The following is a 22998-nucleotide window of genomic DNA, read 5'->3' as shown; positions in this document are numbered from 1 at the left end:
CAGCGCCGACGCCCGTGACCAACAGCCCGTCTTCCGCCCCTTCTCCCCTCACCTACCGTGACGCGGGTGTCGACATCGACGCCGGCAACGAACTGGTCGAGCGGATCAAGCCCCTGGTCAAGCGCAGCTTCCGTCCGGAGGTGATGGGCGGCCTGGGTGGCTTTGGCGCCCTGTTCGACCTGTCCAACAAGTACCGCGAGCCGGTGCTGGTGTCGGGCACCGACGGCGTCGGCACCAAGCTGAAGCTGGCCCACCAGCTGAACCGCCACGATACGATCGGCATCGACCTGGTCGCCATGTGCGTGAACGACGTGCTGGTGCAGGGCGCCGAGCCCTTGTTCTTCCTGGACTACTTCGCCACCGGCAAGCTGGACATCGACACCGCCGCCGCGGTCGTGGGCGGCATCGCCAATGGCTGCACCGAGGCCGGCTGCGCCCTGATCGGCGGCGAAACCGCCGAGATGCCCGACATGTACGCGCCGGGCGAGTACGACCTGGCCGGCTTCACCGTCGCGGCCGTCGAAAAGAGTGAACTGAAGGACGGCGCCAATGTCGCCGCCGGCGACGTGCTGATCGGCATCGCCTCGTCCGGCCCGCACTCCAACGGCTATTCGCTGGTCCGTCGCATCTATGACCGCGCCGGCCGCCCGGCCGAGCTGGAACTGGAAGGCGGGGTCAAGCTGGTCGATGCGCTGATGGCCCCCACCCGCCTTTACGTCAAGCCGATCCTGTCGCTGCTGAAGTCGCACGGCGATGCCATCCACGGCATGGCCCACATCACCGGTGGCGGCCTGACCGAGAACATCATCCGCGTGGTGCCCGAGGGCCTCGGCCTGGACATCCAGGCCTCGTCGTGGACCCTGCCGCCGGTGTTCCAGTGGCTGCAGAAGGAAGGCGCGGTGGCAGACAGCGAGATGTGGCGCACCTTCAACTGCGGCATCGGCTTCGTGCTGATCGTCGCTGCGGAACAGCTCGAGGCCGTATCCGCTGCGGTCAAGGCGGAAGGCCTGGAGCACTGGACGATCGGCCAGGTGGTCACCGCCCAGGGCGGCGAACGCGTCCACATCGCCTGATCCACTGGACAAAGGAACCCGCATGGACGCACCTCCTCCCTTGTCGACGCCGCCGGCTCCGCCGGTGCTGCCGCCGAACCCGGCCGTGCCGGTGTTCGGCCCGCAGGACGCCACCCAGCTGCGCCAGCTGGCGATCGGCCATTATGTGGTCGCTGGCCTGATGGCGGTGTTCTCGCTGGTCTTCGTCCTGCACATCGTGCTGGGCATCGCCATGCTGTCCGGCTCGCTGCCGATGAAGTCCGGCGGTGAACCGTCATCGCCGGAAGAGCAGCAGTTCGTCGGCTGGCTGTTCACCGTGATGGGCGTCTGCATCGTGCTCGGCGGGCTTACCCTGGCAGGCTTCGTGGCCTATGCCGGCCGCTGCCTGTCACGGCAGCGCCGCTACCTGCTGTGCATGATCGTGGCGGGGCTGGCGTGCCTGTTCACCCCCATCGGCACCATCCTCGGCGTGTTCACCCTGGTCGTGCTGCTGCGCCCGCAGGTGAAAGCCGCCTTCGCTGGCCAGGCGGGTGTGGCATGAGCGATGGAATGAACCCACCGCCGCTGCCACGGCAGGCCCTGGCCGACCTGCAGACCGCAAGCCACCTGCACAACCTGAAGATCCTGTTCTACGCGCTGGCCGGCTTCCATTGGCTGGCAGCGCTGGTCTTCCTCGGCTTTGTCGGCATCGTCGCCTTCGAACGCGGAATGGACGACGGCGCGGTGCTGGCGACGGTGTACGCCGCGGTGTCGCTGCTGGCCATCGGCTTGGGTTTCCTGCAGCTGCGCACCGCGCGGCTGCTTGGCCAGCGCAGCCACCTGGCCTGGTGTCGCGGCGCGGTCTGGGCAGCGGTGATGGCCGGCCCACTGGGCATGGCCCTGACCGCCTACGCGGTGTATTTCCTGCGCAAGCCGGAGATCGCCGCCCTGTTCGACCGCGGCGACCACGTCAGCGTCTGAGCTGGCAAGCGCATGTTCCGTCTCTTCTGCTGATCGCCCCGACATGTCCACGCCCGCTGCCTCCACGCTCGCCCGCAACCGCGCCACCCACTCCCTGTCGGCACCGAAGAAGGCCGCACTGGTCGCGGTGCTGGGCATCTTCGCCGCCACCTGGATCCATCCGCTGTGGCCGCTCGAGCAGACCCTGCACAGTTCGCTGACGGTGATCGGCCTGCTGGCCCTGTGGTGGGTGGACCGGCGCTGGCAGCTGGGCAACGGCGCGTTCATCGCCATCTGCGGCTTCATCGCCATCCACTGCGTGGCCGCGCGCTGGCTGTACTCCAACGTGCCGTATGACGCATGGCTGCAGTCGCTGCTCGGGTGGTCGCCGGACGCAGTCTTTGGCTGGCAGCGCAACCACTTCGATCGCCTGATCCACTTCCTCTATGGCGTCTGCTTCACCCCCGCATTGCTGCAGTTGGCGCGACATTCCTGGCCTGCGCTGCGCATCGGCCAGGCATTCACCCTGGCGGTGATGGCGGTGATGTGTTCCAGCCTGGTGTATGAGTGGCTGGAATGGGGCATCGCCCTTGCCCTGTCGCCGGAAGCGGCTGAGGCCTACAACGGCCAGCAGGGCGACATGTGGGACGCGCATGCGGACATGCTGCTGGCGACCCTGGGCAGCCTGTTGCTGTGGCCGCTGGTACGCCGGAGCGTGGTGCGATGAGCATCCGCCGAATCGCGGTGCTGGCATCCGGGCGCGGCAGCAACCTGCAGGCCATTGTCGACGCCATCGCGGCAGGGCGACTGCAGGCCGAGATTGTCGGCGTGTTCTCCGATCGTCCCGATGCGACCGCCCTGGAGCGGGTGGCAACGGATCGACGCTGGGGGCATGCGCCGAAGGAATTCAGCAACCGCGCCGCCTACGAGCAGGCGCTGGGTGATGCGCTGGCAGCATCCACGCCGGACTGGATCGTCTGCGCCGGCTACATGCGCATTCTGGGCGCCGATTTCGTACAGCGGTTCAATGGCCGCCTGGTCAACATCCACCCCTCGCTGCTGCCGCTGCACAAGGGCCTGCACACCCATGCACGGGCGCTTGAGGCCGGCGATAGCGAGCACGGCGCCAGCGTGCACCTGGTGGTGCCGGAACTGGATGCCGGCGCGGTGCTGGCGCAGGCCCGGGTTCCGGTGCTTGCCGGCGACGATGCGCAGACCCTGGCCGAACGCGTGCTTGCGGTGGAGCATCCGCTGCTGATCGCCACCCTGGAACTGCTCTGTGCAGGCCGCCTGGCTGAACGGGAAGGCCAGCCGATGTTCGACGGTCACCCCCTGTTTAGCCCCTTGGCTCTAGATTCCGCCGGAAACCTGAACCGGTAACGCCCGTGCACACGCCCCGCTGACTGCGGGGCTGGCATCCTGCTCCCCTCCTGCGGTTCCTGTCGGCCATGAAGACCACGTCCCTGCTGCGTACAACTCTGCTGCTGCCGCTTGCCGTCCTTGCCTGTGCGGGCTGGGGCCAGGCAACAGCGCCCGCTGCGCCGGCACCTGCGGAGGTGGCGCCGCCGGTGTTGCCTGCACTGGCCTGGGAGCCGCCGCCGCTGCAGCCGTTCAGCGCGACCTACCAGGCGTTCTTCAAGGGCAAGGAAGCAGGCGATGCGACCATGCAGGTCACCCACACCGGCGGCAGCCAGTGGCGGGTGGACATGCAGGTGGTCGGCCGCCGCGGCTTTGCCAGCGTGCTCGGCCTGAACATCGAGCAGAGCACGGTGTTCGAGGAGCGCAGCGGTGTGTATGCGCCGCTCAGCCAGAGCACGGTGCGCAAGGGCCTGTTCCTCGGCAAGAAGGCGGTCGGCACCTACAACTGGCAGGCCGGTACCGCGCAATGGAGCGGCGACGTGGAAAAGAAGCGCGCCCAGCCGATTCCACTGCAGGCCGGCGACCAGAGCGCGTTGCTGATCAACCTGGCGATCATGCGCGACGCCCGTCCCGGCGCGGCCATGCACTATCGCTACGTCGACATGGGCAAGGTGCGCCAGCACGATTACCAGGCTGCGCCGCAGACCGAGAACGTCGAGGTCGGCGACCTGTCCTACAACGCGCTGCGGGTGTATCGCACCAACGGCGGCAACAATGAAACCATTCTCTGGATCGCCAACGGTGTCCCCACCCCGGTGCGCATCCTGCAACGTGAAGACGGCGAAGATCGCGTCGATCTGCGCCTGATCGAATACCAAGGAGTCTGAGCATGAACACCCTGACCCGCCCCCTGACCTGGATCGCCGCTGCCGCACTGTCGGTGGCCAGCCTGCCGGCCATGGCCCTGCAGCCGTTCAAGGCCGACTACCTCGCCAGCTACATGGGCATGCAGGCCAATGGCAGCATGACCCTGGCCAGCGAAGGCACCAACAAGTGGCGTTACAGCCTGCAGGTCAAGAACCAGCTGGCGGACCTGAGCCAGACCACGGTGTTCGAGGAAGTGCGCGGGCAGTTGCGACCGCTCAGCAGCCAGGACCGCTCTGCGCTGCTGGTGAAGAAGCGCAATGTGCAGGCCAACTACAACTGGACCAGCAACCAGGCCACCTGGACCGGCGACATCAAGCCGGACCGCGCCGGACCGATCGCCCTGAGGGCCGGCGACATGGACGCGCTGCTGATCAACCTGGCCATCGCCCGCGACCTGGCCGCCGGCAAGCCGCTGACCTATCGCATGGTCGACGAAGGCCGTATCAAGAACATGACCTACCGCGTGGTGGGCAAGGAATCGGTCACCGTCGGCGGCAAGAGCTACGAGGCCACCAAGGTCTCTCGCGTCGACGGCAACAAGGAGCTGATCGCCTGGATCGTGCCGGAGTTCCCGGTGCCGGCGCGCATGCTGCAGCGTGAGAGCGGCCGCGATGCGCTGGACCTGACCATCAAGGCGATGAACTGACCGAACGCGCTGCGCGCTCGCCGGGCATGGCCCGGCGCTACCGCCCAACGTCGATCCACGCCAAGCGTGGATTCACGCCCCGCACACAAAAACGCCCGCTTTCGCGGGCGTTTTTTCATTTCTTCGTTTCTTCCGCCGGCTTGAACTCGGTGCGGCAGTCGACCCGGATCTGCTCGCCCGTGGATCGGCGCACGAACGTGCGGCAATGGCGGCTGCCCTCCTGGCTGTCGTTCACCGCAACCGCGTAGAACGACTGGATGATCTCTTCACGGGTTACCGTGCCGTCGCCATTCCAGTCCATGTCCTTCTGCTCGATGCCCTTGGTGATGGCGATGTTGGCGTACCAGGCATAGCCCAGCCACGCCAGCACGATCAGCACCAGCACCAGAAGCGCCTTGCGGCGACGGCTGAACCTGCCGCGCAGGATCATGCGGCTACGCGCCGGATGGTGGCGCCGAGCGAAGACAGCTTTTCTTCGATGTTTTCGTAGCCGCGATCAAGGTGGTAGATGCGATCGATGGTGGTATCGCCATCGGCCATCAAGCCGGCCAGGATCAGCGACGCTGACGCGCGCAGGTCGGTTGCCATCACCGGTGCACCGCTCAGGCGCTCGTGACCACGCACGATGGCCGTGTGGCCTTCCACCTGCACATCCGCGCCAAGGCGCAGCAGCTCGTTGACGTGCATGAAACGGTTCTCGAAGATCGTTTCATTGATCACGCCCACGCCGTCGGCCACGCAGTTGAGCGCCATGAACTGCGCCTGCATGTCGGTCGGGAACGCCGGATACGGCGCGGTGGTCAGGTTGACTGCCTTCGGCCGCTTGCCGTGCATGTCCAGGGTGATGCTGTCTTCGGTGGTCTCGATGGTCGCGCCGGCTTCCACCAGCTTGGCCAGCACCGCGTCCATGGTGTTCGGGCGCGCGCGGTTGACGGTGACCTTGCCACCGGTCATCGCTGCGGCCACCAGGAAGGTGCCGGTTTCGATGCGGTCGGGCAGCACTTCATGGCGGCCACCGGACAGGCGTTCGACGCCTTCGATGACCAGGCGGGCGGTGCCCAGGCCTTCGATCTTCGCGCCGAGAGCGATCAGGCAATGCGCCAGGTCGGTGACTTCCGGTTCCATCGCCGCGTTGTCGAGGATGGTGGTGCCTTCGGCCAGCACTGCGGCCATCAGCACGTTCTCGGTACCGGTCACGCTGACCATGTCGAAGGTGAAGTGGCCACCCTTCAGGCGCTTGGCGGTGGCCTTGATGAAGCCGTTCTCGACCACGATGTCGGCACCGAGTGCCTGCAGGCCCTTGATGTGCTGGTCGACCGGGCGCGAACCGATCGCGCAGCCGCCGGGCAGCGATACTTCGGCGGCGCCGAAACGGGCCAGCAGCGGGCCCAGCACCAGGATCGAGGCGCGCATGGTCCTGACCAGCTCATAAGGAGCCACATGCTGGTTGACCGGACGCGGGTCGACCACGATCGCGCTGCCACGCGACAGCGTGCCCTGGTCGATGGTCACGTTCGCGCCCAGTTCGCCCAGCAGCTTCACCGTGGTGACCACATCGTGCAGATGCGGCACGTTGGTGATCTCCACCGGCGCATCGGCCAGCAGGGTCGCGCACAGGATGGGGAGGACGGCGTTCTTGGCGCCGGAGATGCTTACTTCACCGTGCAGCGCAGCGCCGCCGGTCACAACGATCTTGGCCATGTATTGGGGATCTTCTGCGGTTCAGCCGGCTTCGGCCGGGGTCACGGTTTTCAGTGCGAGCGCGTGGATCGCGCCGCCCATCAGGTCACCCAGAGTGGCATACACCATCCGGTGGCGGGCCAGCGGCAGCTTGCCGGCAAAGGCCTCGCTGACCACGGTCGCTTCGAAATGCACGCCATCGTCACCCTGCACGTCGGCGCGGGCGCCGGGCAGGCCGGTTTCGATCAGATTGCGGATGGTGTCGGCGTCCAACGGGCTTTCCTAATAAAATGTGCGTCCATTCTACTTCCGCTGCGTGGCGTCCGCATGGCCGAATCCCTGTTGCCCCCCCGTTCCGCCGACCCTGCCGCCCTGGTCGCCAGTGGCCGGCGCGTGTTCGAGATCGAACGGCAGGCGCTGGACGCCGTGGCCGACCGCCTCGGCGATGCCTTCCAGCAGGCCTGCCGGGCGATCCTGGGCAGCCGCGGCCGGGTAGTCGCCACCGGCATGGGCAAGTCCGGCCATGTCGCGCGGAAGATCGCCGCCACCCTGGCCTCCACCGGCACCCCGGCGTTCTACGTGCACCCGGGCGAGGCCGGCCATGGTGACCTGGGCATGATCACCGAGGACGACGTGGTGTTGGCCCTGTCCTATTCGGGTGAATCGGATGAGCTGCTGATGCTGCTGCCGGTGCTCAAGCGCCAAGGCAATGTGCTGATCGCCATGACCGGCCGCCCGCAGTCGAGCCTGGCCAGCGCCGCCGATTTCCACCTGGATGTGAGCGTGCCGGCCGAAGCCTGCCCGCTGGCGCTGGCGCCCACCTCCAGCACCACCGCCTCGCTGGCGATGGGTGACGCGCTGGCGGTGGCCCTGCTGGATGCACGCGGCTTCACCGCCGACGATTTCGCCCGTTCGCACCCGGCCGGCAGCCTCGGCCGCCGCCTGCTGCTGCACATCACCGACGTCATGCACACCGGCGAGGACCTGCCCAAGGTCGATGTCGGCGCCAGCCTCAGCGAAGCGCTGATGGAGATGAGCCGCAAGCGCCTGGGCATGACCGCCGTGGTCGACGACCAGGGCGTGCTGATCGGGCTGTTCACCGACGGCGACCTGCGCCGCGCCCTGGACACCGACCTGGACGTGCGCACCGCCAGGATCGCCGATGTGATGACCCGGCAACCGCGCACCATCAGCGCCGACAAGCTGGCGGTGGAGGCTGCGCGGCTGATGGAAACCCACAAGATCACCGGCCTGATCGTGGTCGACAGCCAGGGCCGCGCGGTCGGCGCCCTGAACATTCATGACCTGTTGCGGGCGCGGGTGGTTTAACCGACAGTCCGTAGACCCCATTCAGTCTGTACCAACGAGCCCGCAACCACCGAGTCCGATGCCCTGATGCCCTGGTCCCCCCTGCCCGCCTTCCCCACCCACCTGCATGCCGTTGCGGCCGGTATCCGCCTGGCCTGCTTCGACGTGGACGGCACCCTCACCGACGGTCGGCTGTACTACGACAAGGATGGCAACGAGAGCAAGGCGTACTTCGTGCAGGATGGTCTGGGCCTGAAACTGCTGCAGCAGCACGGCATCCACCCCGTGCTGATCACCGCGCGCAACAGCCAGTCCGCGCTCAAGCGCGGCGCCGACCTGGGCATCGACACCCAGATTGCCGTGGGCGACAAGCTGGCCAGCGTGCAGGCGCTGTGCGCCCAGCACGGCATCGGCCTGGAGCAGGTGGCCTTCATGGGTGACGACCTGCCCGACCTGGCGCCACTGGGCGCGGTCGGCCTGGCGGTGGCTCCGGCCAATGCCCATCCGTGGATCGCCGAGCGCGTGCACTGGATCACCCGTGCCGACGGAGGCCGTGGTGCCGCGCGCGAGCTGTGCGACGTGCTGCTGGCCGCGCAGGGCCGCGTGGACGCCGTGCTGGCGAGGTTCGGCGCATGAATGCCCCCACCCTGAACTGGCGGATGATCCTCGGCGTCGGCCTGCTGCTGGCGGCCCTGCTGAGCAGCTGGGCGGCGCTGCGCAACCGCGAAAAGGCACCTGCCGTCGAAGGCCAGGACGCCGGCGTGGACTACATCCTGCACGATTTCCAGATCGTCGCCCTGGACGAACATGGCAAGGAATCGACCACCCTGCGCGCGCCCCTGCTGGAACGCCAGCGTGGTGACCAGACGCTCAACATCACCACGCCGCTGTTCGAAATGCCCGACAAGGATGGCAAGCACTGGACGCTGCGCGCCCAGACCGGCTGGCTCAGTGCCAAGGGCGACGAGATGAAGCTGCGGGGCAACGTCGCCGGCGACAGCCCGGCCGGCCCGGGCGTGGTCCCGACCACCTTCCGCACCGACCACCTGGATGTATTCCCGAAGGACAACCGCGCCCGCACCGATGCCCTGGTGACCATGACCCGGCCCGGCATGGAGCAGTCCGGCGTCGGGTTCGAGGTGGATTCGAAGAACAACACGTATCATTTCCTCAGCCAGTCCAAGGGCCGTTACACGCCCAAGCGCTGATTCCGCCGCCCGCCCGCGACGTCTTCCCGACAGGCGCGAAGCCGGCAGCCCCCACCCGCCGCCCCCGGTCCCGCCGGAGGGCCACCACCGGTAGAACGGACCCCGATGAAGATTCCCTTTGCAGCCGTGCTCGCACTCAGTCTTCTTGTCCCCGCTGTCGCCTTTGCCAAGTCGACGGACCGCAACGAAGCGATGAACATTGATTCCGGTGCGCAGTCCGGCACCCTCACCGGTGATGGCAAGACCGTGCTGTCCGGTGGCGTGATCATCACCCAGGGCACCCTGGACCTGCGCTCGTCCGAAGCGGAGATCTACCTCAAGGGCGGCGAAGCCGTGCGTGCGGTGTTCACCGGCAAGCAGGCCAAGATGAAACAGCAGCTCGACGATGGCACCTGGATGGATGCGGTGGCCGACCGGATCGACTACGACATCACCACCGAGATCATCACCCTGACCGGCAACTACAAGGTCACCAGCGCGCGCGGCACCAATGCGGGCCAGCGCATGGTCTACAACACCCGCAGCGGTGAAATGAACTCCGGCGGTGATGGCAGCCGCGTGCGCACCGTGATTCCGCCGAAGAACAAGACGCCTGCTGCCGCTCCGGCTCCGGCTGGAGGCAAGAAGTAATGCTCGTCGCAACTGGCCTGCGCAAACGCTACAAGCAGCGCGAAGTCGTCAAGGACTTCGGGCTGACCCTGGACGCCGGTGAAGTGGTTGGCCTGCTCGGTCCCAACGGTGCCGGCAAGACCACCTGCTTCTACATGATCGTCGGCCTGGTCGGTGCCGATGCCGGCAGCATCGTGCTGGACGGCAAGGACATCACCGGCGACCCGATGTACACCCGCGCCAAGCAGGGCGTGGGCTACCTGCCGCAGGAACCGTCGGTGTTCCGCAAGCTGACCGTGGCCGACAACCTGCGCCTGGTGCTGGAACTGCGCGAGGACCTGGATTCGGCGGGCCGCGAGCGCGAACTGAACAGCCTGCTCGACGAACTGCAGCTTGGGCATGTTTCCGAACAGCTCGGCGCCAGCCTGTCCGGTGGTGAGCGCCGTCGCTGCGAGATCGCCCGTGCACTGGCCGCCAAACCGCGCCTGATCCTGCTCGACGAACCCTTCGCCGGTGTCGACCCGATCTCGGTCGGCGAAATCCAGCGCATCGTCACCCATCTCAAGCAACGCGGCATCGGTGTGCTGATCACCGACCACAACGTGCGCGAGACCTTGGGAATCTGCGACCGCGCGTATATCCTCGCAGAGGGCACCGTACTGGCCCAGGGCTCGCCCGAGGCGATCCTGGACAATGCCGACGTGCGTCGCGTCTACCTTGGGGACTCCTTCAAGCTGTAACCGCGGCCGCCGGGCCCTCTCCCTTCCGTTCGGCACAGGCATGAAGACTCGGCTGCAGACATCGTTGGGACAGCAGCTGGTGCTTACGCCCCAGCTGCAGCAGGCGATCAAGCTGCTGCAGATGTCCACGATCGAGCTGGAGCTGGAAATCGCCCAGGCGGTGGAGAGCAATCCGCTGCTGGACTGGTCGGACAGCAGCGACGAAGGCGCCGGTGTCGACAAGGACGGCAGCAGCGAGGACGCGGGCGGCGACAATGACGCCCCGCCCGACAACGCTGAAAGCAGCGGCGACGACTGGGCGCCTGCCGAGCTGGACTGGAGTAGTGGCGGCAGCGGCGGTAGTTTCGATGACGACGACGACAACGGCAGTGCCGCCGAACGCGTTGCCGAAACCGAAACCCTGGCCGACCACCTGCTGTGGCAGCTGCACCTGACCCACCTGTCCAAGCGCGACCGCAGCATCGGCGCCGCGCTGATCGATTCATTGGAAGACGACGGCTATCTGCGCGAGCCGCTCTCGGCCATCGCCGAAGCGCTGTTGCCGGCGATCCACGCCGGTGAAGACGAAATCCTGACCGTGCTGCACCAGATCCAGCGCTTCGACCCCGTAGGCGTGGCCGCACGCAGCCTTGGCGAATGCCTGCAACTGCAGCTGGACGTGCTTCCTGCTGATACCCCGTGCCTGGCCCTGGCCCGGCAGGTTGCCGCCGGCCCACTGGAACAACTGCCGCGCTCCGGCGTGACCGGCCTGGCCCAGCAGCTGAAACAGCCGCTGGCCGAGGTCGAGACCGCCGTGGCCCTGCTGCGCTCGCTGGACCCGCGCCCCGGCACCCAGATCGCCCCGCTCGCCCAGGACACCTACGTGGTGCCCGACGTCGTCGTATGGCGGCAGAACGGCATCTGGCGCGCCGCGCTGGCCGCCCATGCCGGCCCCAAGCTGGTGATCCACCGCGGTTACGAGCAGATGATCCGCCGCTGCGGTGACGCCGATGCCGGTTATCTGCGCGGCCAGCTGCAGGAGGCGCGCTGGCTGCTGAAGGGCCTGCAGGCGCGAGGCGAGACGCTGTTGCGGGTAGTGCGAAGCCTGATCCAGCAGCAGGCCGGCTTCCTTGAATTCGGCGAACAGGCATTGCGCCCGCTGACCCTGCGCGAGATCGCCGGCGAACTGGGCCTGCACGAATCCACCGTATCGCGCGCGATCGCCCGCAAACATGTGCGTACGCCACGCGGCACCCTGCCGCTGCGCGCCTTCTTCGCTTCGGGCATCGACACCGACGGCGGCGGCGAAGCGTCCAGCACCGCCATCCAGGCCATGATCCGGCGCCTGATCGATGACGAGAACCCACGCAAGCCGCTTTCTGACGCCAAGCTGGCTGACCTGCTCAAATCGTCGGGAATCCCAGTAGCGCGCCGCACCGTGGCGAAGTATCGTGAGGCCATGAACATCTCCGCCTCGCACGAAAGAGTCAGAATCGTTTGACGCGCCGCCGCGCCCGGCGGAGAGGTTCATTGGCACTTCCGATCAAAGGAGAAACCCGATGCGCATCGAAACGTTTGGCAAAGATGTCGAAGTCACCCCGGCCCTGCAGTCCTATGTAGAGGAGAAGCTGGCCCGGATCGGCAAACACTTCGACCAGCACTGCGAAGCGCGGGTGACGCTCAAGCTGCAGAAGACTGAACACCACGTCGATGCCAGCCTCAATATTCCGGGTCAGACCCTGCACGCTGAAGCCAATGCGCAGACCATGTATGCGGCGATCGACCTGCTGGCGGACAAGCTTGACCGCCTGGTGATCAAGCACAAGGAGAAAAAACAGCAGCACGCACCGCTGCCGGTGGGCGACAATGGTGGCTGATCGCCACCGCTCCCCGCAGACATGCCCCTGACTGACCTCCTGGCGGCCGTGCAGACCCAGCTCTGCACGGCCACCGACCGCGACAGCGTCCTGCAGGCCGCGGCCGGATTGCTGGCCTGCCGCCAGGCCAACGCCGAACAGATCTATCTCAACCTGTGCCAGCGCGAGGCGTTGGGCAGTACCGCGATCGGCTACGGCATCGCCATCCCGCATGGTCGTGCGCCGACCCTGGATCGTCCCCGTGGTGCGCTGCTGCGTCTGCAGACCCCGGTCGATTTCGGTGGTGACGAGCCGGTGGACCTGGTGTTCGCCATGGCCGTTCCCGCCCACTACACCCATCAACACCTGATGCTGCTGTCCGAGCTGGCCGAGCTGTTTTCCGCGCCCTGCATCCGCCAGGCGTTGCGCGAGGCCGGTGATGCACGAGAGCTGCGCCAGGCCCTGGACCTGACCCCACCGGCGAGCGCCGCATGAATACCAGCATCACTGCCCGCGAACTGTTCGAACAGCAGCGAGAGCGGCTCGGCCTGCGTTGGGCAGCGGGCAAATCCGGCGAGAAGCGCGAGCTGGAGGCCGGCAATACGGTCTCGCGACGCCCTTCGCTGGCCGGCTATCTCAATGCGATCTATCCCAACAAGGTACAGATCCTCGGTACCGAGGAACTGTCCTGGCTGGACGCGCTGGAACCACGCCAGCGCTGGGAAACCATCGAAAAGATCATGCAGTCGCATCCGCTGGCGCTGGTGCTGACCCGCAACCAGCCGTGCCCGGAAGACCTGCGCGCGGCCGCCGATGAATCCGGCACGCCGCTGTGGTTGTCACCCAAGCGCGGCCACGAACTGCTCAACCATCTGTCCTACCACCTGGCCCGGACGCTGGCGCCGCGGGTGATCCTGCATGGCGTGTTCATGGAGATCTACTCCATCGGCGTGCTGATCACCGGTGAAGCGGGATCAGGCAAGAGCGAGCTGGCCCTGGAACTGCTCAGCCGCGGTCACCGCCTGGTGGCCGACGACGCCCCCGAGTTCACCCAGATCGCCCCCGACGTGCTGGATGGCACCTGCCCGGAACTGCTGCAGGACCTGCTGGAAGTGCGCGGCCTGGGTGTGCTGAACGTGCGCGAGATGTTTGGCGACACCGCTGTAAAGAAGAACAAGTACCTTCGGCTGATCGTCCACCTGACCAAGCCGATGACCGAGCCCACCCCCCATGGTTACGAGCGCCTGACCGGCGACTCGGGCACGCGCCACGTGCTGGACCTGGACGTGCCGCTGATCACCCTGCCGGTGATGCCCGGCCGCAACCTGGCCGTCCTGACCGAGGCGGCCACCCGCCTGCACATTCTGCGTACCAAGGGTATCGACCCGGCGGCGATGTTCATCGCCCGCCACAGCAACCTGCTGGAACGGCGAACGCCCTGACCTCCCTGTCCTTCGAAGAGCCCGTCCATGAGCACCGTCATTCCCACCGCCCCGACCCTGATCATCGTCAGTGGCCTGTCCGGCTCGGGTAAATCCGTCGCCCTGAAGACCTTCGAGGACCAGGACTACTACTGTTCGGACAACCTGCCGATCCAGCTGCTGCCGGATTTCGTGCGCAATGTGCTTAGCCACCATGACGGCGCGGCATCGCGCCGGTTGGCAGTGGGCATCGACGTGCGTGGGCAGAGCGACCTGACCCAGTTGTCCAGCTGGCGGCAGCTGGCCACCGATGCCGGCGTCGACGCCAAGGTGCTGTTTTTCGAGGCCAGCGATGAAACGGTGCTCAAGCGCTACGCCGACACCCGCCGCCGGCACCCGCTGAGCCAGCTGGGCCTGTCGCTGCCCGAAGCGATTGCCCGTGAGCGCGAGCTGATCGCGCCGCTGCGCCGCGAAGCCGATGCGGTGATCGATACCAGTGCGTTGAACGTGCACCAGCTGCGGCGCCGGATCATCACTGAATTTGCGATGGGCCATGCCAGCCGCCTGTCGCTGCTGTTCGAATCGTTCGCCTACAAGCGTGGCGTACCGGCCGAGGCCGACTTCGTGTTCGACGCGCGCGTGCTGCCCAACCCGCATTGGGATCCGGAACTGCGTGCGTTGAGCGGCCGCGAACCCGGCGTGCGCGACTACCTGGAGGCGCAGCCGGATGTGCAGCGCTACCTGGCGCAGCTGATGGATTTCCTGGATACCTGGCTGCCCAAGCTGGGCGATGGCACCCGCAGCTATGTGACGGTGGCCTTCGGTTGCACCGGCGGCAAGCACCGCTCGGTGTTCCTGGCCGAACGTCTGGCCCGCCATGCGCGTGAGATGGGCTGGGAAGACGTGGCGACGTACCACCGCGAACAGGATTGAGGGGGTCGGCCGGGCTGCGCCCGGCACCCGCAGAAACCACGGCAACGTCAACGGCAAGAGCCGGATTACGTGGGACGGCGGGGTGGGTCCGGTGGCGGGGGACGCCGTAAACCCATCCTTGGGGGCTTGGCCGCGGCATCCATGCCGCGGACACCCCCGACACCGGACCCACCCCGCCTTCGACAGATAGCGGCGCATCGTCGTTTGGCTGTTGGTGGGTGTCGACCTTGGTCGACACGGTAGATCCACGCCATGCGTGGATGAATCTCTGTCAGGCATCGAAAAAACGGATGGGGTCGGATCCCTTTTTCAACGAAAAAGGGCTCTGACCCGAACAACGCTGAATACGGGACACAGTGCCCCTCTCCTGCTGCTATCGCCAATTCACCTTGACCTGTTAACGTGCAGTAATGACCTGTGGCATTCTCCTCGTAACACATCCTGGGGTCGGGATCGCCCTGCTCGACGTGGCGACCCGGCTTCTGCGGCAGTTGCCGCTGAAGACCGAAGCTTTCGAAGTACCGTTCGACGCAGACCTGGATGCTCTGCTCCCGCTCGCCTCGGCCGCTCTGCGGCGGGTCGATGGGGGCGATGGCGTGCTGATCCTGACCGACCTGTACGGCGCCAGCCCTGCCAACCTTGCCGGGCAGCTGGCCCGGTTGGGGACCCCGGTTCGCCGGGTGTCGGCGCTGAGTCTGCCGATGTTGCTGCGGGTGATGAATTATCCGGAACAGGGACTGGATCAACTGCCCGCCACTGCGGCGGCGGGCACCCGTAATGGAGCGATAGTCGACGATGCTTGAACGAGAACTCACTGTGAGCAACCGCCTGGGCCTGCATGCCCGGGCCACCGCCAAGCTGGTGCAGACCCTGGCGCCGTTCCGCTGCAACGTGACCATGGCCGCCAAGGGCCGTGAGATCAACGCCAAGAGCATCATGGGCGTGATGCTGCTGGCGGCCGGGCAAGGCACGCCGGTCACCATCCGCATCAACGGCGAAGACGAAGTCGCCGCGATGGATGCGGTGGTCGACCTGTTCGAGCGTCGCTTCGACGAGGACAACTGAGCGTGCCGCGCGCGCGCGCCGGCCAAACCCCTACCGGCCAACGGCCGGTACAGCTGCTGGCCGGCCACGGCGCCGCCCGCGGCACGGCAATGGGCCGCGCCCGCGTGCGCCTGCCGCATGCACTGGAAGTGGCCGAACAGCGCGTCGCCCCCTCCCAGGTTGAATCCGAGCTGGCACGCCTGCACCGCGCCGTGGACGCGGCGCGCACGGAGATGCACGAGCTGCGCCAGCGCCTGCATGGCGCGCTGAACCAGGAAGTGGGCGAGTTCCTCGACCTGCATGCACTGCTGCTGGACGATCCCGAACTGCTGTTCGGCCTGGACGAACTGATCCGCAGCGGCCCCTACAGTGCCGGCTACGCACTGCGCCTGCAGCGCGACCGCCTGGCCAAAGTCTTCGACGGCATGGACGATGCCTACCTGAAGAGCCGCATGGACGACCTCGACCATGTGATCGGGCGCATCCACGCGTTCCTGCAGCCGGAACGGCCCGCAGCGGTGAAGGGCCTGGCCGGCGAAATCCTGGTCTGCGACAACATCGCCCCTTCCGAGCTGGCCCAGCTGCAATCGCACGGCGTGGTCGGCATCGTCACCAGCGCTGGCAGCGCGCTTTCGCACAGTGCGATCCTTGCCCGCAGCCTGCACCTGCCGTTGATCGTCAGCGTGCCGCAGCTGCTGAACAAGGTGATCGACGGCGACGTGCTGATCATCGATGGCGCCGACGGCAGCATCACCGTCAACCCGCAGGCCGACAACCTGCGTGATTACCGGGCGCGCCTGAAGGAGCACGCACGCGAGCAGCGCGAGCTTGGCCGCCTGCGCAGCAAGCCCAGCCGCACCCGCGACCAGGTCGACATCGCACTGCTGGCCAACGCCGAATCGCTGGAAGATGTGACCCAGGCGCATGCGCTGGGCGCCCACGGCCTGGGCCTGTACCGCACCGAATTCCTGTTCCTGCAGCGCAACGAGCTGCCGGACGAAGAAGAACAGTTCCAGACCTACCGCGATGCGGCGCTGGGCATGAGTGGCCGGCCGGTGACCATCCGCACCCTCGACCTGGGTGCAGACAAGGCCGACCGCACCGGCCTGACCCTGAGCAACGAGGAAAACCCGGCGCTGGGCCTGCGCGGCGTGCGCCTGTCGCTGGCCCGGCCCAAGGTGGCCGACACCCAGATGCGCGCGATCCTGCGTGCCTCGGCCTACGGCAAGCTGCGCGTGCTGGTGCCCATGGTCAGCACCCGCGACGAACTGCTGGCGGTACGGCGGCGCATGCTGAAACTGGGCGAGCAACTGCGCGCCGAGGGCCACATGGTGGCCGAGCACGTGCCACTGGGCGCGATGATCGAAGTACCCGCCGCCGCGCTGGCGCTGGAGAGCTTCATCGATCTGGTCGACTTCCTGTCGATCGGCACCAACGATCTGGTGCAGTACCTGCTGGCCGCCGACCGCAACAACGAAGCACTGGGCGAACTGTATTCGCCGCTGCATCCGGCCGTGCTGCGCCTGCTGCAGATGGTGATCGAGACCGGCGCACGCCATCGCATCCCGGTGGCGGTATGCGGCGAAATCGCCGGCGACGCACGGATGACCCCGCTGCTGCTGGCACTGGGCCTGACCGAGTTCAGCCTGCACCCGGGCACCCTGCTGGAAGTACGCCGTGCTGTCCGTGATGCCGATCTGGGAGCCCTGCGCGCCCGCGCACCGAAGCTGCTGGGCATGCGTGACCGCCGCGGCATCGAGCGCTGGCTGGCGCTTGTGGCGGACGCGTCCTGACCCCCGCGCTACGCGCTCGCCGGGCACGGCCCGGCGATACCGCCGCGTGTCACCTTTGGTAGCGCCGGGCCATGCCCGGCGGATTCGGTCTGGAGCAGCAGCCCCTTGTTGTTCAAGGAGCGCGCCGACAGGCGGGGGATGAGGTGGCATGCGTGGACCCCAGTGGCCTGTGGCCAGCGGGGTATGCGCTGAAACATCCCCTTGCGATAATGACGCGCTGAACACCCCTGTTGCCGCATCCTTGCCAGGATCGCGGCTTTTCTTATCCCGCGGGAGCTGCGATGGCTGAGGCCGTACGCCACGACAAGACTGCGCGCCAGTTGCGGATGCTGTCCGATGCACTGGACAGCGGTCGGCTGGGCCCGGTACGCCGTCTGGTCAATACCCTGGCGCCGGCCGAGATCGGCAACCTGCTCGAATCGCTGCCGCCGGGCAAACGCGAGATCGTCTGGGGCCTGGTCGATCCGGAAGACGATGGCGAGGTGCTGGTCCACGTCGGCGACGACGTGCGCGAAAGCCTGCTCGCGGACATGGACCCGGACGAAATCATCGCCGCGGTCGAAGACCTCGACATCGACGATCTGGCCGATCTGGTCGAAGACCTGCCGGACACGGTCATCGACGAAGTCCTCAAGTCGATGGACCGCGAGAACCGCGAGCGCCTGGAGCAGGTGCTGTCCTACCCCGAGGACAGCGCCGGCCGCCTGATGAACCCGGACGTGGTGACGGTACGCGCCGACGTCAACGTCGATGTGGTGCTGCGCTACCTGCGCCTGCGCGGCGAACTGCCGGACCACACCGATCACCTGTTCGTGGTCAGCCGCCGCCACCAGTACCTGGGCCGGGTGTCGCTGGCCTCGCTGGTGACCCACGAAGACACCACCCCGATCAACCGCCTGATCGACGATGAGCAGCCTGCCATCGATGTCGGCGAGAGCGACCAGGAAGTGGCGCGGCAGTTCTCCGACCATGACTGGATCTCCGCGCCGGTGGTGGATGACAACAACATCCTGATCGGCCGCATCACCATCGATGACGTGGTCGACATCATCCGTGGCCAGGCCGAGCACCAGGCGCTGGGCGCCGCCGGCCTGGACGAGGACGAGGACCTGTTCAGCCCGGTCTGGCGCGCGATGCGCCGCCGCTTGATGTGGCTGTCGGTGAATCTGTGCACAGCCTTCCTGGCCTCCAGCGTGGTCGGCCACTTCGAGGGCACCATCGACAAGCTGGTCGCCCTGGCGGTGTTGATGCCGATCGTCGCCGGCCTCGGCGGCAACGCCGGCACCCAGGTACTGGCGCTGATGGTGCGCGGCCTGGCACTGGGCCAGGTCGGCAGTTCCAACGCACGCACGCTGCTGTGGAAGGAAGTGCGGGTGGCCCTGCTCAATGGCGTGGTGCTCGGCTCGGTGCTGGGCCTGATCGTGCTCGCCTGGTTCCACTCGCCCGGACTCTCGGCCGTGATCGCCATCGCGCTGACCTGCAACCTGTTGTTCGCGGCGCTTGCCGGCGTGCTGGTGCCCCTGGGCCTGAAGCGCTTCGGCTTCGATCCGGCGCTGGCCAGCGGCATCTTCCTGACAGCGGTGACCGACTCGATGGGCTTCTTTACTTTCCTCGGCCTGGCCACCATGGTCCTGCTGCACTGACTGGAACTGCCATGGCAACGACGATCGAAAACTACTTTGCACCGGGTTGGCGCGACCAGCTTCACACCTGTGCCGCCTGCGAGTGGAAAGGCAGTTCGCGGGCAATGGTGATGGAACTGGACGAGGACGCCACCGAGTATGTGTGCCCGGTGTGCGAGAACCCGTTGCTGGTGGTGCTGCACCCGGACATGGCGCAGGTGCAGGCCGCGGCCGCAGGCGGCAATGCCGAAGCACAGGAGCAGCTGGAGATCATCGCCAGCTTCCCGCGCCCGCAGTGATGCGGCGCACGATGCCGGGCCGGTCGCGGCGCACTACCATCGAGGCGACATCGCCCTCATGGGAACCGCCATGCTTCGATCGCTTCTGCGCTGGCTGCCGCTGCTGGCCCTGCTGATGTTGACCGGGTGTGCCAGTACGCCGTCCGGTGCCCGCGGCCACTTCGAGGCACGCGCGGTGAAGGTGGACGGCGACACCGCCTACTACCAGGTGTTCATACCGGCCGCCGCCGCGCGCGCAGCTGGTCCGCTGCCGGTGGTGCTGTTCCTGCACGGCTCCGGCGAGCGCGGCGGCGATGGCGTGAAGCAGACCCACGCAGGCCTTGGCCCGTACCTGCGTCGGCACGCGGCCGACTTCCCCGCGCTGGCGGTGTTTCCGCAGGTACCCGGCGACGAGGAATGGAGCGGCCGCAACAACCGGGTGGCGATCGCGGCACTGGACGCCACGATCGCCGAATTCGGCGCTGACCCGGCAAGGCAGTACCTGACCGGAATGTCGATGGGCGGCTATGGCAGCTGGAACATCGCGCTGGACGATCCGAAGCGCTTTGCCGCGATCGTGCCGGTGTGCGGTGCGGTGCTGGCACCACGTGCGGTACGCCCTACCCTGTTCGTCGAGCAGGTGGCGAACGAAGCGGATCCCTATGCGGTGATCGCGCAACGGTTGCAGCGCACCCCGATCTGGATCTTCCACGGCGCGCTGGATGATGTGGTGCCACCGGATGATGATCGCCGGCTGCATGCCGCGTTCCAGACCGCCGGCGCGCGCGACGTGCGCTATACCGAGTACGCGGAAGGCAACCACAACGCCTGGGACGCCACCTACGCCGACGCGGCGATGTGGGCGTGGCTGTTCGCCCAGAAGCGCTGAGCGCTTGCTCCGGTAGAGGCCAACCTTGGTTGGCCCCCTTCTGGTAGATGCCAACCTTGGTTGGCACCAGCCTACCCAAGATCAAGCCATTCCCCGATGTCCGTCGCAAGCGTGTCCGTCCAAGCTTGCGCCATGCAAAACGTCCGCCTCCTGCTCGGCCGTCGCTCCAGCATCGGTCTCAGCTACATCCTGACTACCGTCGTGGATCGTCGCGCGCCCCTGTTCGCCAACGACGCTGCCGCAGCCCTGGCAATCCAGGAATTCCAGAGGCTGGATCAGGAAGGCTTCACCCGCTCGATCGCCTACGTGGTCATGCCCGATCACATCCACTGGCTGCTCGAACTACGCGCGGGAACACTGGAAACCGTCATGAAGCGCTTCAAATCGCGCACGGCGCAGCAGGCAAACCGGTTATTGGGAAGGGGCGGGCGCTTCTGGCAGGCCTGCTACCACGATCATGCGATCCGCTCGGACGAATCGTTGTACCGGCATGCGATGTACCTGATGGGCAATCCGATCAGGGCGGGTCTGACGACGCAGTTGGGGCAGTATCGGCACGCATGGTGCGAGTGGGAGCTCGAGGCCTTGGGTGATCGACCAAAGGCATTCAGCACGGACGGATAGTGCCAACCAAGGTTGGCATCTACCAAAGCAGTGCACCTGCCAACCCAGGTTGGCACCCACCAACGCAGCAATCGGAGGCAATCAACCCAGCAGGGTTTCCAGCACGGCCATGCGTACGGCGACGCCGTTGGCGACCTGGCGCAGCACCCACGACTGCGGGCCGTCGGCCACTTCATCGGTCACTTCCACGCCGCGGTTGATCGGGCCCGGGTGCAGCACGGCTGCGTCCTTGCCGGCGCGGGCCAGGCGTGCGGTGTTCAGGCCGTACTGTGCGTGGTACTGCTCCAGCGACGGCACCAGGCCTTCTTCCATGCGCTCGCGCTGCAGGCGCAGCATCATCAGCGCGTCGACGCCTTCCAGCATCGCGTCGAAATCATCACCGACCACGCAGCCCTTGAGGGTGTCGTCGTCAGGCAGCAGCGACTGCGGGCCACATACGCGGATCTCGCCCACGCCCAGCGTGCGCAGGGCATGCAGGTCGGTGCGGGCCACGCGCGAGTGCTTGACGTCACCGACGATCACCACCTTCATCTTCGAGAAGTCCGGGCCCTTGGCCTGGCGCAGGGTCAGCATGTCCAGCAGGCCCTGGGTCGGGTGCGAGCTGCGGCCGTCGCCGGCATTGACCAGCGCGGTGCCCTCGCCCGCCACCGCAGCCAGCGCCGCCACGGCGCCGTCATCGGGGTGGCGCACGACGAAACCACGCACGCCCATCGCTTCCAGGTTCTTCAGCGTGTCGCAGGCGGTTTCGCCCTTGCGCGTGGACGAGGTGGAGGCGTCGAAGTTCAGCACGTCCGCACCCAGCCGCTGCGCCGCCAGATGGAACGAGCTGCGGGTACGGGTGGAAGGTTCGAAGAACAACGTGCACACCGCCGATCCGCCCAGCACGTGGCGCTTGTTGCCGACACGGCCGACCGCGGCATCGCGGATCTGACCAGCGCGGTCGAGCAGTTGCACCAGGGTGTCGCGGGGAAGACCTTCAAGCGTCAACAGGTGGCGCAGGCGGCCGGAGTCATCGAGTTGCTGGGCGGTCATGGCGGGGTTCGTATCGTCAGGGAATGGGAATGGCGTCGTCCGGCGACGACAACCAGCGGTCGATGATCACCGCCGCAGCCACGGCATCGAGCGCAGCCGCGTCGCGGCGACGCTTGCGCCCTTCGGCGCGCTCGACGGCGAAGCGGCGGGCGGCCTCGACCGAGCTGGAACGCTCGTCGATCATCACCACCGGCAGCTTGAAACGTTCCCGCAGCTGGCGGGCAAAGCCCTGCGCGCGCTTGCGGTTGGGCTGGTCCTGGCCGTCCAGGGTCAGCGGATCGCCGACCACCAGGCCATCGGGCTTCCATTCCTTGAGCAGGCGTTCGATCGCCGCCCAGTCGGGGCCATTGCCGTGCACATCGACCACGGCCACCGCGCGTGCATGCGCGGCGAAGGCACTGCCGATCGCCACGCCGATCCGGCGCGAGCCGACATCGAAACCGAGTACGGTGCCATCGCGACGGATGAGGGCCGGCTCAGACATGGCCGCTGTAATCGGTCAGCCGGAACAGATCGACGCCAATGCGCGACGCGGCGCCCTGCCAGCGCTGTTCCAGCGGCAGCTGGAACACCAGTTCGGCATCGGCCGGCACGGTCAGCCAGCTGTTTTCGGACAGTTCGCTTTCCAGCTGGCCGGCACTCCAGCCCGCGCAGCCCAGGGTGACCACGGCATTGGCCGGGCCTTCGCCACGCGCCATCGCCTCAAGGATGTCACGCGAGGTGGTCAGGTACAGGCCGTCACCGACGACGAGGCTGGAATCCCACGCGCGCGCGTCGTCATGGATGACGAAGCCACGCTCGGGATGCACCGGTCCGCCATTGAGCACCGGACGCGCCTGCAGGACGCCATCGCCGGTAGCGATATCCATCTGCGCAAGCACTTCGCCCAGGGTGTACTCGGACGGCTGGTTGACCAGCACCCCCATTGCCCCGTTCTCGTCGTGCTGGCAGATCAGCGCAACGGTGCGGGCGAAGGTGGCGTCGATCAGCGACGGCAGCGCCACGAGCAGGTGATTGGCGAGGGAAGTCGGCGTTACTGGCATGGGCGCCATTCTAACC

Annotated in this window: 30 protein-coding genes; 24 read left to right on the top strand and 6 right to left on the bottom strand. The window is 67.0% G+C overall.

What is annotated here, in order from left to right; translation table 11 throughout:
* The first annotated feature begins 14 nt into the window (after positions 1–14).
* The 7 genes from purM (at position 15) to CLM74_RS05195 (ending at position 4923) form a co-directional block, all read left to right on the top strand.
* Positions 15–1073, top strand: a complete 1059-nt coding sequence (gene purM, locus CLM74_RS05225) for a phosphoribosylformylglycinamidine cyclo-ligase (protein ID WP_105163573.1) — start codon at positions 15–17, stop codon at positions 1071–1073.
* Between the two features lie 22 nt (positions 1074–1095).
* A complete protein-coding gene (locus CLM74_RS05220; protein WP_105163572.1) occupies positions 1096–1593 on the top strand; it encodes a hypothetical protein in 498 nt (165 codons plus the stop codon).
* Positions 1590–2012 (top strand): hypothetical protein, encoded by a 423-nt coding sequence (locus tag CLM74_RS05215; protein WP_105163571.1) that lies wholly within the window; start codon positions 1590–1592, stop codon positions 2010–2012. Before CLM74_RS05220 ends, CLM74_RS05215 begins: the two co-directional genes overlap by 4 nt.
* Positions 2013–2106: 94 nt before the next feature.
* Complete coding sequence (locus CLM74_RS05210) at positions 2107–2718, top strand: DUF2238 domain-containing protein (protein ID WP_199776092.1); 612 nt, start codon at positions 2107–2109, stop codon at positions 2716–2718.
* Positions 2715–3371: a phosphoribosylglycinamide formyltransferase gene (gene purN, locus CLM74_RS05205; RefSeq protein ID WP_025874009.1), complete on the top strand. Its 657-nt coding sequence runs from the start codon at positions 2715–2717 to the stop codon at positions 3369–3371. The genes CLM74_RS05210 and purN overlap by 4 nt, the downstream gene beginning before the upstream one ends.
* Before the next feature lie 68 nt (positions 3372–3439).
* Positions 3440–4237, top strand: a complete 798-nt coding sequence (locus tag CLM74_RS05200) for a DUF3108 domain-containing protein (RefSeq protein ID WP_025874010.1) — start codon at positions 3440–3442, stop codon at positions 4235–4237.
* A 2-nt stretch (positions 4238–4239) separates the two neighbouring features.
* Positions 4240–4923, top strand: a complete 684-nt coding sequence (locus CLM74_RS05195; protein ID WP_105163569.1) for a DUF3108 domain-containing protein — start codon at positions 4240–4242, stop codon at positions 4921–4923.
* Positions 4924–5038: 115 nt separating this feature from the next.
* Here the strand turns inward: CLM74_RS05195 and CLM74_RS05190 are convergent, their stop codons facing one another.
* The 3 genes from CLM74_RS05190 to CLM74_RS05180 are packed head-to-tail and all read right to left on the bottom strand — an operon-like array spanning position 5039 to position 6876.
* Positions 5039–5353 carry a hypothetical protein gene (locus CLM74_RS05190; RefSeq protein WP_105163568.1) on the bottom strand — a complete coding sequence of 105 codons (315 nt, stop codon included), beginning with the start codon at positions 5351–5353 and terminating at the stop codon, positions 5039–5041.
* A complete protein-coding gene (murA, locus tag CLM74_RS05185; RefSeq protein WP_025874013.1) occupies positions 5350–6624 on the bottom strand; it encodes a UDP-N-acetylglucosamine 1-carboxyvinyltransferase in 1275 nt (424 codons plus the stop codon). The genes CLM74_RS05190 and murA overlap by 4 nt, the downstream gene beginning before the upstream one ends.
* 21 nt (positions 6625–6645) lie before the next feature.
* Positions 6646–6876 carry a BolA family protein gene (locus tag CLM74_RS05180; protein WP_025874014.1) on the bottom strand — a complete coding sequence of 77 codons (231 nt, stop codon included), beginning with the start codon at positions 6874–6876 and terminating at the stop codon, positions 6646–6648.
* A gap of 54 nt (positions 6877–6930) precedes the next feature.
* Between CLM74_RS05180 and CLM74_RS05175 the strand changes: the two genes are divergently transcribed.
* The 17 genes from CLM74_RS05175 (at position 6931) to CLM74_RS05095 (ending at position 20907) form a co-directional block, all read left to right on the top strand.
* Positions 6931–7932, top strand: coding sequence for a KpsF/GutQ family sugar-phosphate isomerase (locus tag CLM74_RS05175; protein ID WP_025874015.1), 1002 nt, complete (start codon positions 6931–6933; stop codon positions 7930–7932).
* A 66-nt stretch (positions 7933–7998) separates the two neighbouring features.
* A complete protein-coding gene (locus tag CLM74_RS05170; RefSeq protein ID WP_033830524.1) occupies positions 7999–8547 on the top strand; it encodes an HAD hydrolase family protein in 549 nt (182 codons plus the stop codon).
* Positions 8544–9119, top strand: a complete 576-nt coding sequence (gene lptC / locus CLM74_RS05165; protein ID WP_025874017.1) for an LPS export ABC transporter periplasmic protein LptC — start codon at positions 8544–8546, stop codon at positions 9117–9119. The genes CLM74_RS05170 and lptC overlap by 4 nt, the downstream gene beginning before the upstream one ends.
* A gap of 105 nt (positions 9120–9224) precedes the next feature.
* Positions 9225–9749: a lipopolysaccharide transport periplasmic protein LptA gene (gene lptA / locus CLM74_RS05160; protein ID WP_025874018.1), complete on the top strand. Its 525-nt coding sequence runs from the start codon at positions 9225–9227 to the stop codon at positions 9747–9749.
* Complete coding sequence (gene lptB, locus CLM74_RS05155) at positions 9749–10468, top strand: LPS export ABC transporter ATP-binding protein (protein ID WP_025874019.1); 720 nt, start codon at positions 9749–9751, stop codon at positions 10466–10468. Before lptA ends, lptB begins: the two co-directional genes overlap by 1 nt.
* A gap of 40 nt (positions 10469–10508) precedes the next feature.
* The gene (locus CLM74_RS05150) at positions 10509–11948 is read left to right on the top strand and encodes an RNA polymerase factor sigma-54 (protein ID WP_105163567.1); all 1440 of its coding nucleotides are present in this window, start codon (positions 10509–10511) and stop codon (positions 11946–11948) included.
* A 58-nt stretch (positions 11949–12006) separates the two neighbouring features.
* Complete coding sequence (gene raiA, locus CLM74_RS05145) at positions 12007–12324, top strand: ribosome-associated translation inhibitor RaiA (RefSeq protein WP_004147311.1); 318 nt, start codon at positions 12007–12009, stop codon at positions 12322–12324.
* A gap of 21 nt (positions 12325–12345) precedes the next feature.
* Entirely contained in the window at positions 12346–12798 is a 453-nt protein-coding gene (locus CLM74_RS05140) for a PTS sugar transporter subunit IIA (protein ID WP_032977285.1), read from the top strand.
* Positions 12795–13745, top strand: coding sequence for an HPr(Ser) kinase/phosphatase (hprK, locus tag CLM74_RS05135; RefSeq protein ID WP_004147299.1), 951 nt, complete (start codon positions 12795–12797; stop codon positions 13743–13745). Before CLM74_RS05140 ends, hprK begins: the two co-directional genes overlap by 4 nt.
* Positions 13746–13772: 27 nt before the next feature.
* Positions 13773–14657 (top strand): RNase adapter RapZ, encoded by an 885-nt coding sequence (gene rapZ, locus CLM74_RS05130; protein ID WP_032951584.1) that lies wholly within the window; start codon positions 13773–13775, stop codon positions 14655–14657.
* A gap of 410 nt (positions 14658–15067) precedes the next feature.
* A complete protein-coding gene (locus CLM74_RS05125; RefSeq protein ID WP_025874023.1) occupies positions 15068–15460 on the top strand; it encodes a PTS fructose IIA component family protein in 393 nt (130 codons plus the stop codon).
* A complete protein-coding gene (locus tag CLM74_RS05120; protein ID WP_025874024.1) occupies positions 15453–15722 on the top strand; it encodes an HPr family phosphocarrier protein in 270 nt (89 codons plus the stop codon). Before CLM74_RS05125 ends, CLM74_RS05120 begins: the two co-directional genes overlap by 8 nt.
* Before the next feature lie 2 nt (positions 15723–15724).
* Positions 15725–17494 carry a phosphoenolpyruvate--protein phosphotransferase gene (ptsP, locus tag CLM74_RS05115; RefSeq protein WP_025874025.1) on the top strand — a complete coding sequence of 590 codons (1770 nt, stop codon included), beginning with the start codon at positions 15725–15727 and terminating at the stop codon, positions 17492–17494.
* A gap of 281 nt (positions 17495–17775) precedes the next feature.
* Complete coding sequence (mgtE, locus tag CLM74_RS05110; protein WP_025874026.1) at positions 17776–19137, top strand: magnesium transporter; 1362 nt, start codon at positions 17776–17778, stop codon at positions 19135–19137.
* A gap of 11 nt (positions 19138–19148) precedes the next feature.
* Positions 19149–19415, top strand: coding sequence for a hypothetical protein (locus tag CLM74_RS05105; protein WP_025874027.1), 267 nt, complete (start codon positions 19149–19151; stop codon positions 19413–19415).
* 70 nt (positions 19416–19485) lie between these two features.
* Complete coding sequence (locus tag CLM74_RS05100) at positions 19486–20283, top strand: prolyl oligopeptidase family serine peptidase (RefSeq protein WP_105164936.1); 798 nt, start codon at positions 19486–19488, stop codon at positions 20281–20283.
* Between the two features lie 132 nt (positions 20284–20415).
* Positions 20416–20907, top strand: a complete 492-nt coding sequence (locus CLM74_RS05095) for a transposase (protein ID WP_105164935.1) — start codon at positions 20416–20418, stop codon at positions 20905–20907.
* 81 nt (positions 20908–20988) lie between these two features.
* Here the strand turns inward: CLM74_RS05095 and CLM74_RS05090 are convergent, their stop codons facing one another.
* The 3 genes from CLM74_RS05090 to CLM74_RS05080 are packed head-to-tail and all read right to left on the bottom strand — an operon-like array spanning position 20989 to position 22982.
* Entirely contained in the window at positions 20989–21939 is a 951-nt protein-coding gene (locus CLM74_RS05090; protein ID WP_025874030.1) for an aspartate carbamoyltransferase catalytic subunit, read from the bottom strand.
* A gap of 16 nt (positions 21940–21955) precedes the next feature.
* A complete protein-coding gene (gene ruvX / locus CLM74_RS05085) occupies positions 21956–22423 on the bottom strand; it encodes a Holliday junction resolvase RuvX (protein ID WP_025874031.1) in 468 nt (155 codons plus the stop codon).
* Positions 22416–22982: a YqgE/AlgH family protein gene (locus CLM74_RS05080; protein WP_025874032.1), complete on the bottom strand. Its 567-nt coding sequence runs from the start codon at positions 22980–22982 to the stop codon at positions 22416–22418. The genes ruvX and CLM74_RS05080 overlap by 8 nt, the downstream gene beginning before the upstream one ends.
* Positions 22983–22998: the final 16 nt, after the last annotated feature.

Origin of the sequence: Stenotrophomonas sp. MYb57, from assembly GCF_002966815.1 — a bacterium.
Taxonomy (GTDB): Bacteria; Pseudomonadota; Gammaproteobacteria; order Xanthomonadales; family Xanthomonadaceae; genus Stenotrophomonas; species Stenotrophomonas indicatrix.
This window is presented reverse-complemented; position numbering and strand designations above follow the sequence as displayed.

Bases quoted from the DNA above. Each gene is read 5' to 3' on its own strand.
- CLM74_RS05190 (WP_105163568.1), bottom strand. From the start codon at position 5,353: ATGATCCTGCGCGGCAGGTTCAGCCGTCGCCGCAAGGCGCTTCTGGTG.
- CLM74_RS05215 (WP_105163571.1), top strand. From the start codon at position 1,590: ATGAGCGATGGAATGAACCCACCGCCGCTGCCACGGCAGGCCCTGGCC.
- lptB (WP_025874019.1), top strand. From the start codon at position 9,749: ATGCTCGTCGCAACTGGCCTGCGCAAACGCTACAAGCAGCGCGAAGTC.
- mgtE (WP_025874026.1), top strand. From the start codon at position 17,776: ATGGCTGAGGCCGTACGCCACGACAAGACTGCGCGCCAGTTGCGGATG.
- CLM74_RS05170 (WP_033830524.1), top strand. From the start codon at position 7,999: ATGCCCTGGTCCCCCCTGCCCGCCTTCCCCACCCACCTGCATGCCGTT.
- lptC (WP_025874017.1), top strand. From the start codon at position 8,544: ATGAATGCCCCCACCCTGAACTGGCGGATGATCCTCGGCGTCGGCCTG.
- CLM74_RS05105 (WP_025874027.1), top strand. From the start codon at position 19,149: ATGGCAACGACGATCGAAAACTACTTTGCACCGGGTTGGCGCGACCAG.
- CLM74_RS05220 (WP_105163572.1), top strand. From the start codon at position 1,096: ATGGACGCACCTCCTCCCTTGTCGACGCCGCCGGCTCCGCCGGTGCTG.
- CLM74_RS05200 (WP_025874010.1), top strand. From the start codon at position 3,440: ATGAAGACCACGTCCCTGCTGCGTACAACTCTGCTGCTGCCGCTTGCC.
- CLM74_RS05100 (WP_105164936.1), top strand. From the start codon at position 19,486: ATGCTTCGATCGCTTCTGCGCTGGCTGCCGCTGCTGGCCCTGCTGATG.
- rapZ (WP_032951584.1), top strand. From the start codon at position 13,773: ATGAGCACCGTCATTCCCACCGCCCCGACCCTGATCATCGTCAGTGGC.
- lptA (WP_025874018.1), top strand. From the start codon at position 9,225: ATGAAGATTCCCTTTGCAGCCGTGCTCGCACTCAGTCTTCTTGTCCCC.
- CLM74_RS05175 (WP_025874015.1), top strand. From the start codon at position 6,931: ATGGCCGAATCCCTGTTGCCCCCCCGTTCCGCCGACCCTGCCGCCCTG.
- hprK (WP_004147299.1), top strand. From the start codon at position 12,795: ATGAATACCAGCATCACTGCCCGCGAACTGTTCGAACAGCAGCGAGAG.
- murA (WP_025874013.1), bottom strand. From the start codon at position 6,624: ATGGCCAAGATCGTTGTGACCGGCGGCGCTGCGCTGCACGGTGAAGTA.
- CLM74_RS05150 (WP_105163567.1), top strand. From the start codon at position 10,509: ATGAAGACTCGGCTGCAGACATCGTTGGGACAGCAGCTGGTGCTTACG.
- purN (WP_025874009.1), top strand. From the start codon at position 2,715: ATGAGCATCCGCCGAATCGCGGTGCTGGCATCCGGGCGCGGCAGCAAC.
- CLM74_RS05140 (WP_032977285.1), top strand. From the start codon at position 12,346: ATGCCCCTGACTGACCTCCTGGCGGCCGTGCAGACCCAGCTCTGCACG.
- CLM74_RS05095 (WP_105164935.1), top strand. From the start codon at position 20,416: ATGCAAAACGTCCGCCTCCTGCTCGGCCGTCGCTCCAGCATCGGTCTC.
- CLM74_RS05125 (WP_025874023.1), top strand. From the start codon at position 15,068: ATGACCTGTGGCATTCTCCTCGTAACACATCCTGGGGTCGGGATCGCC.
- CLM74_RS05080 (WP_025874032.1), bottom strand. From the start codon at position 22,982: ATGCCAGTAACGCCGACTTCCCTCGCCAATCACCTGCTCGTGGCGCTG.
- CLM74_RS05090 (WP_025874030.1), bottom strand. From the start codon at position 21,939: ATGACCGCCCAGCAACTCGATGACTCCGGCCGCCTGCGCCACCTGTTG.
- CLM74_RS05120 (WP_025874024.1), top strand. From the start codon at position 15,453: ATGCTTGAACGAGAACTCACTGTGAGCAACCGCCTGGGCCTGCATGCC.
- raiA (WP_004147311.1), top strand. From the start codon at position 12,007: ATGCGCATCGAAACGTTTGGCAAAGATGTCGAAGTCACCCCGGCCCTG.
- ruvX (WP_025874031.1), bottom strand. From the start codon at position 22,423: ATGTCTGAGCCGGCCCTCATCCGTCGCGATGGCACCGTACTCGGTTTC.
- CLM74_RS05195 (WP_105163569.1), top strand. From the start codon at position 4,240: ATGAACACCCTGACCCGCCCCCTGACCTGGATCGCCGCTGCCGCACTG.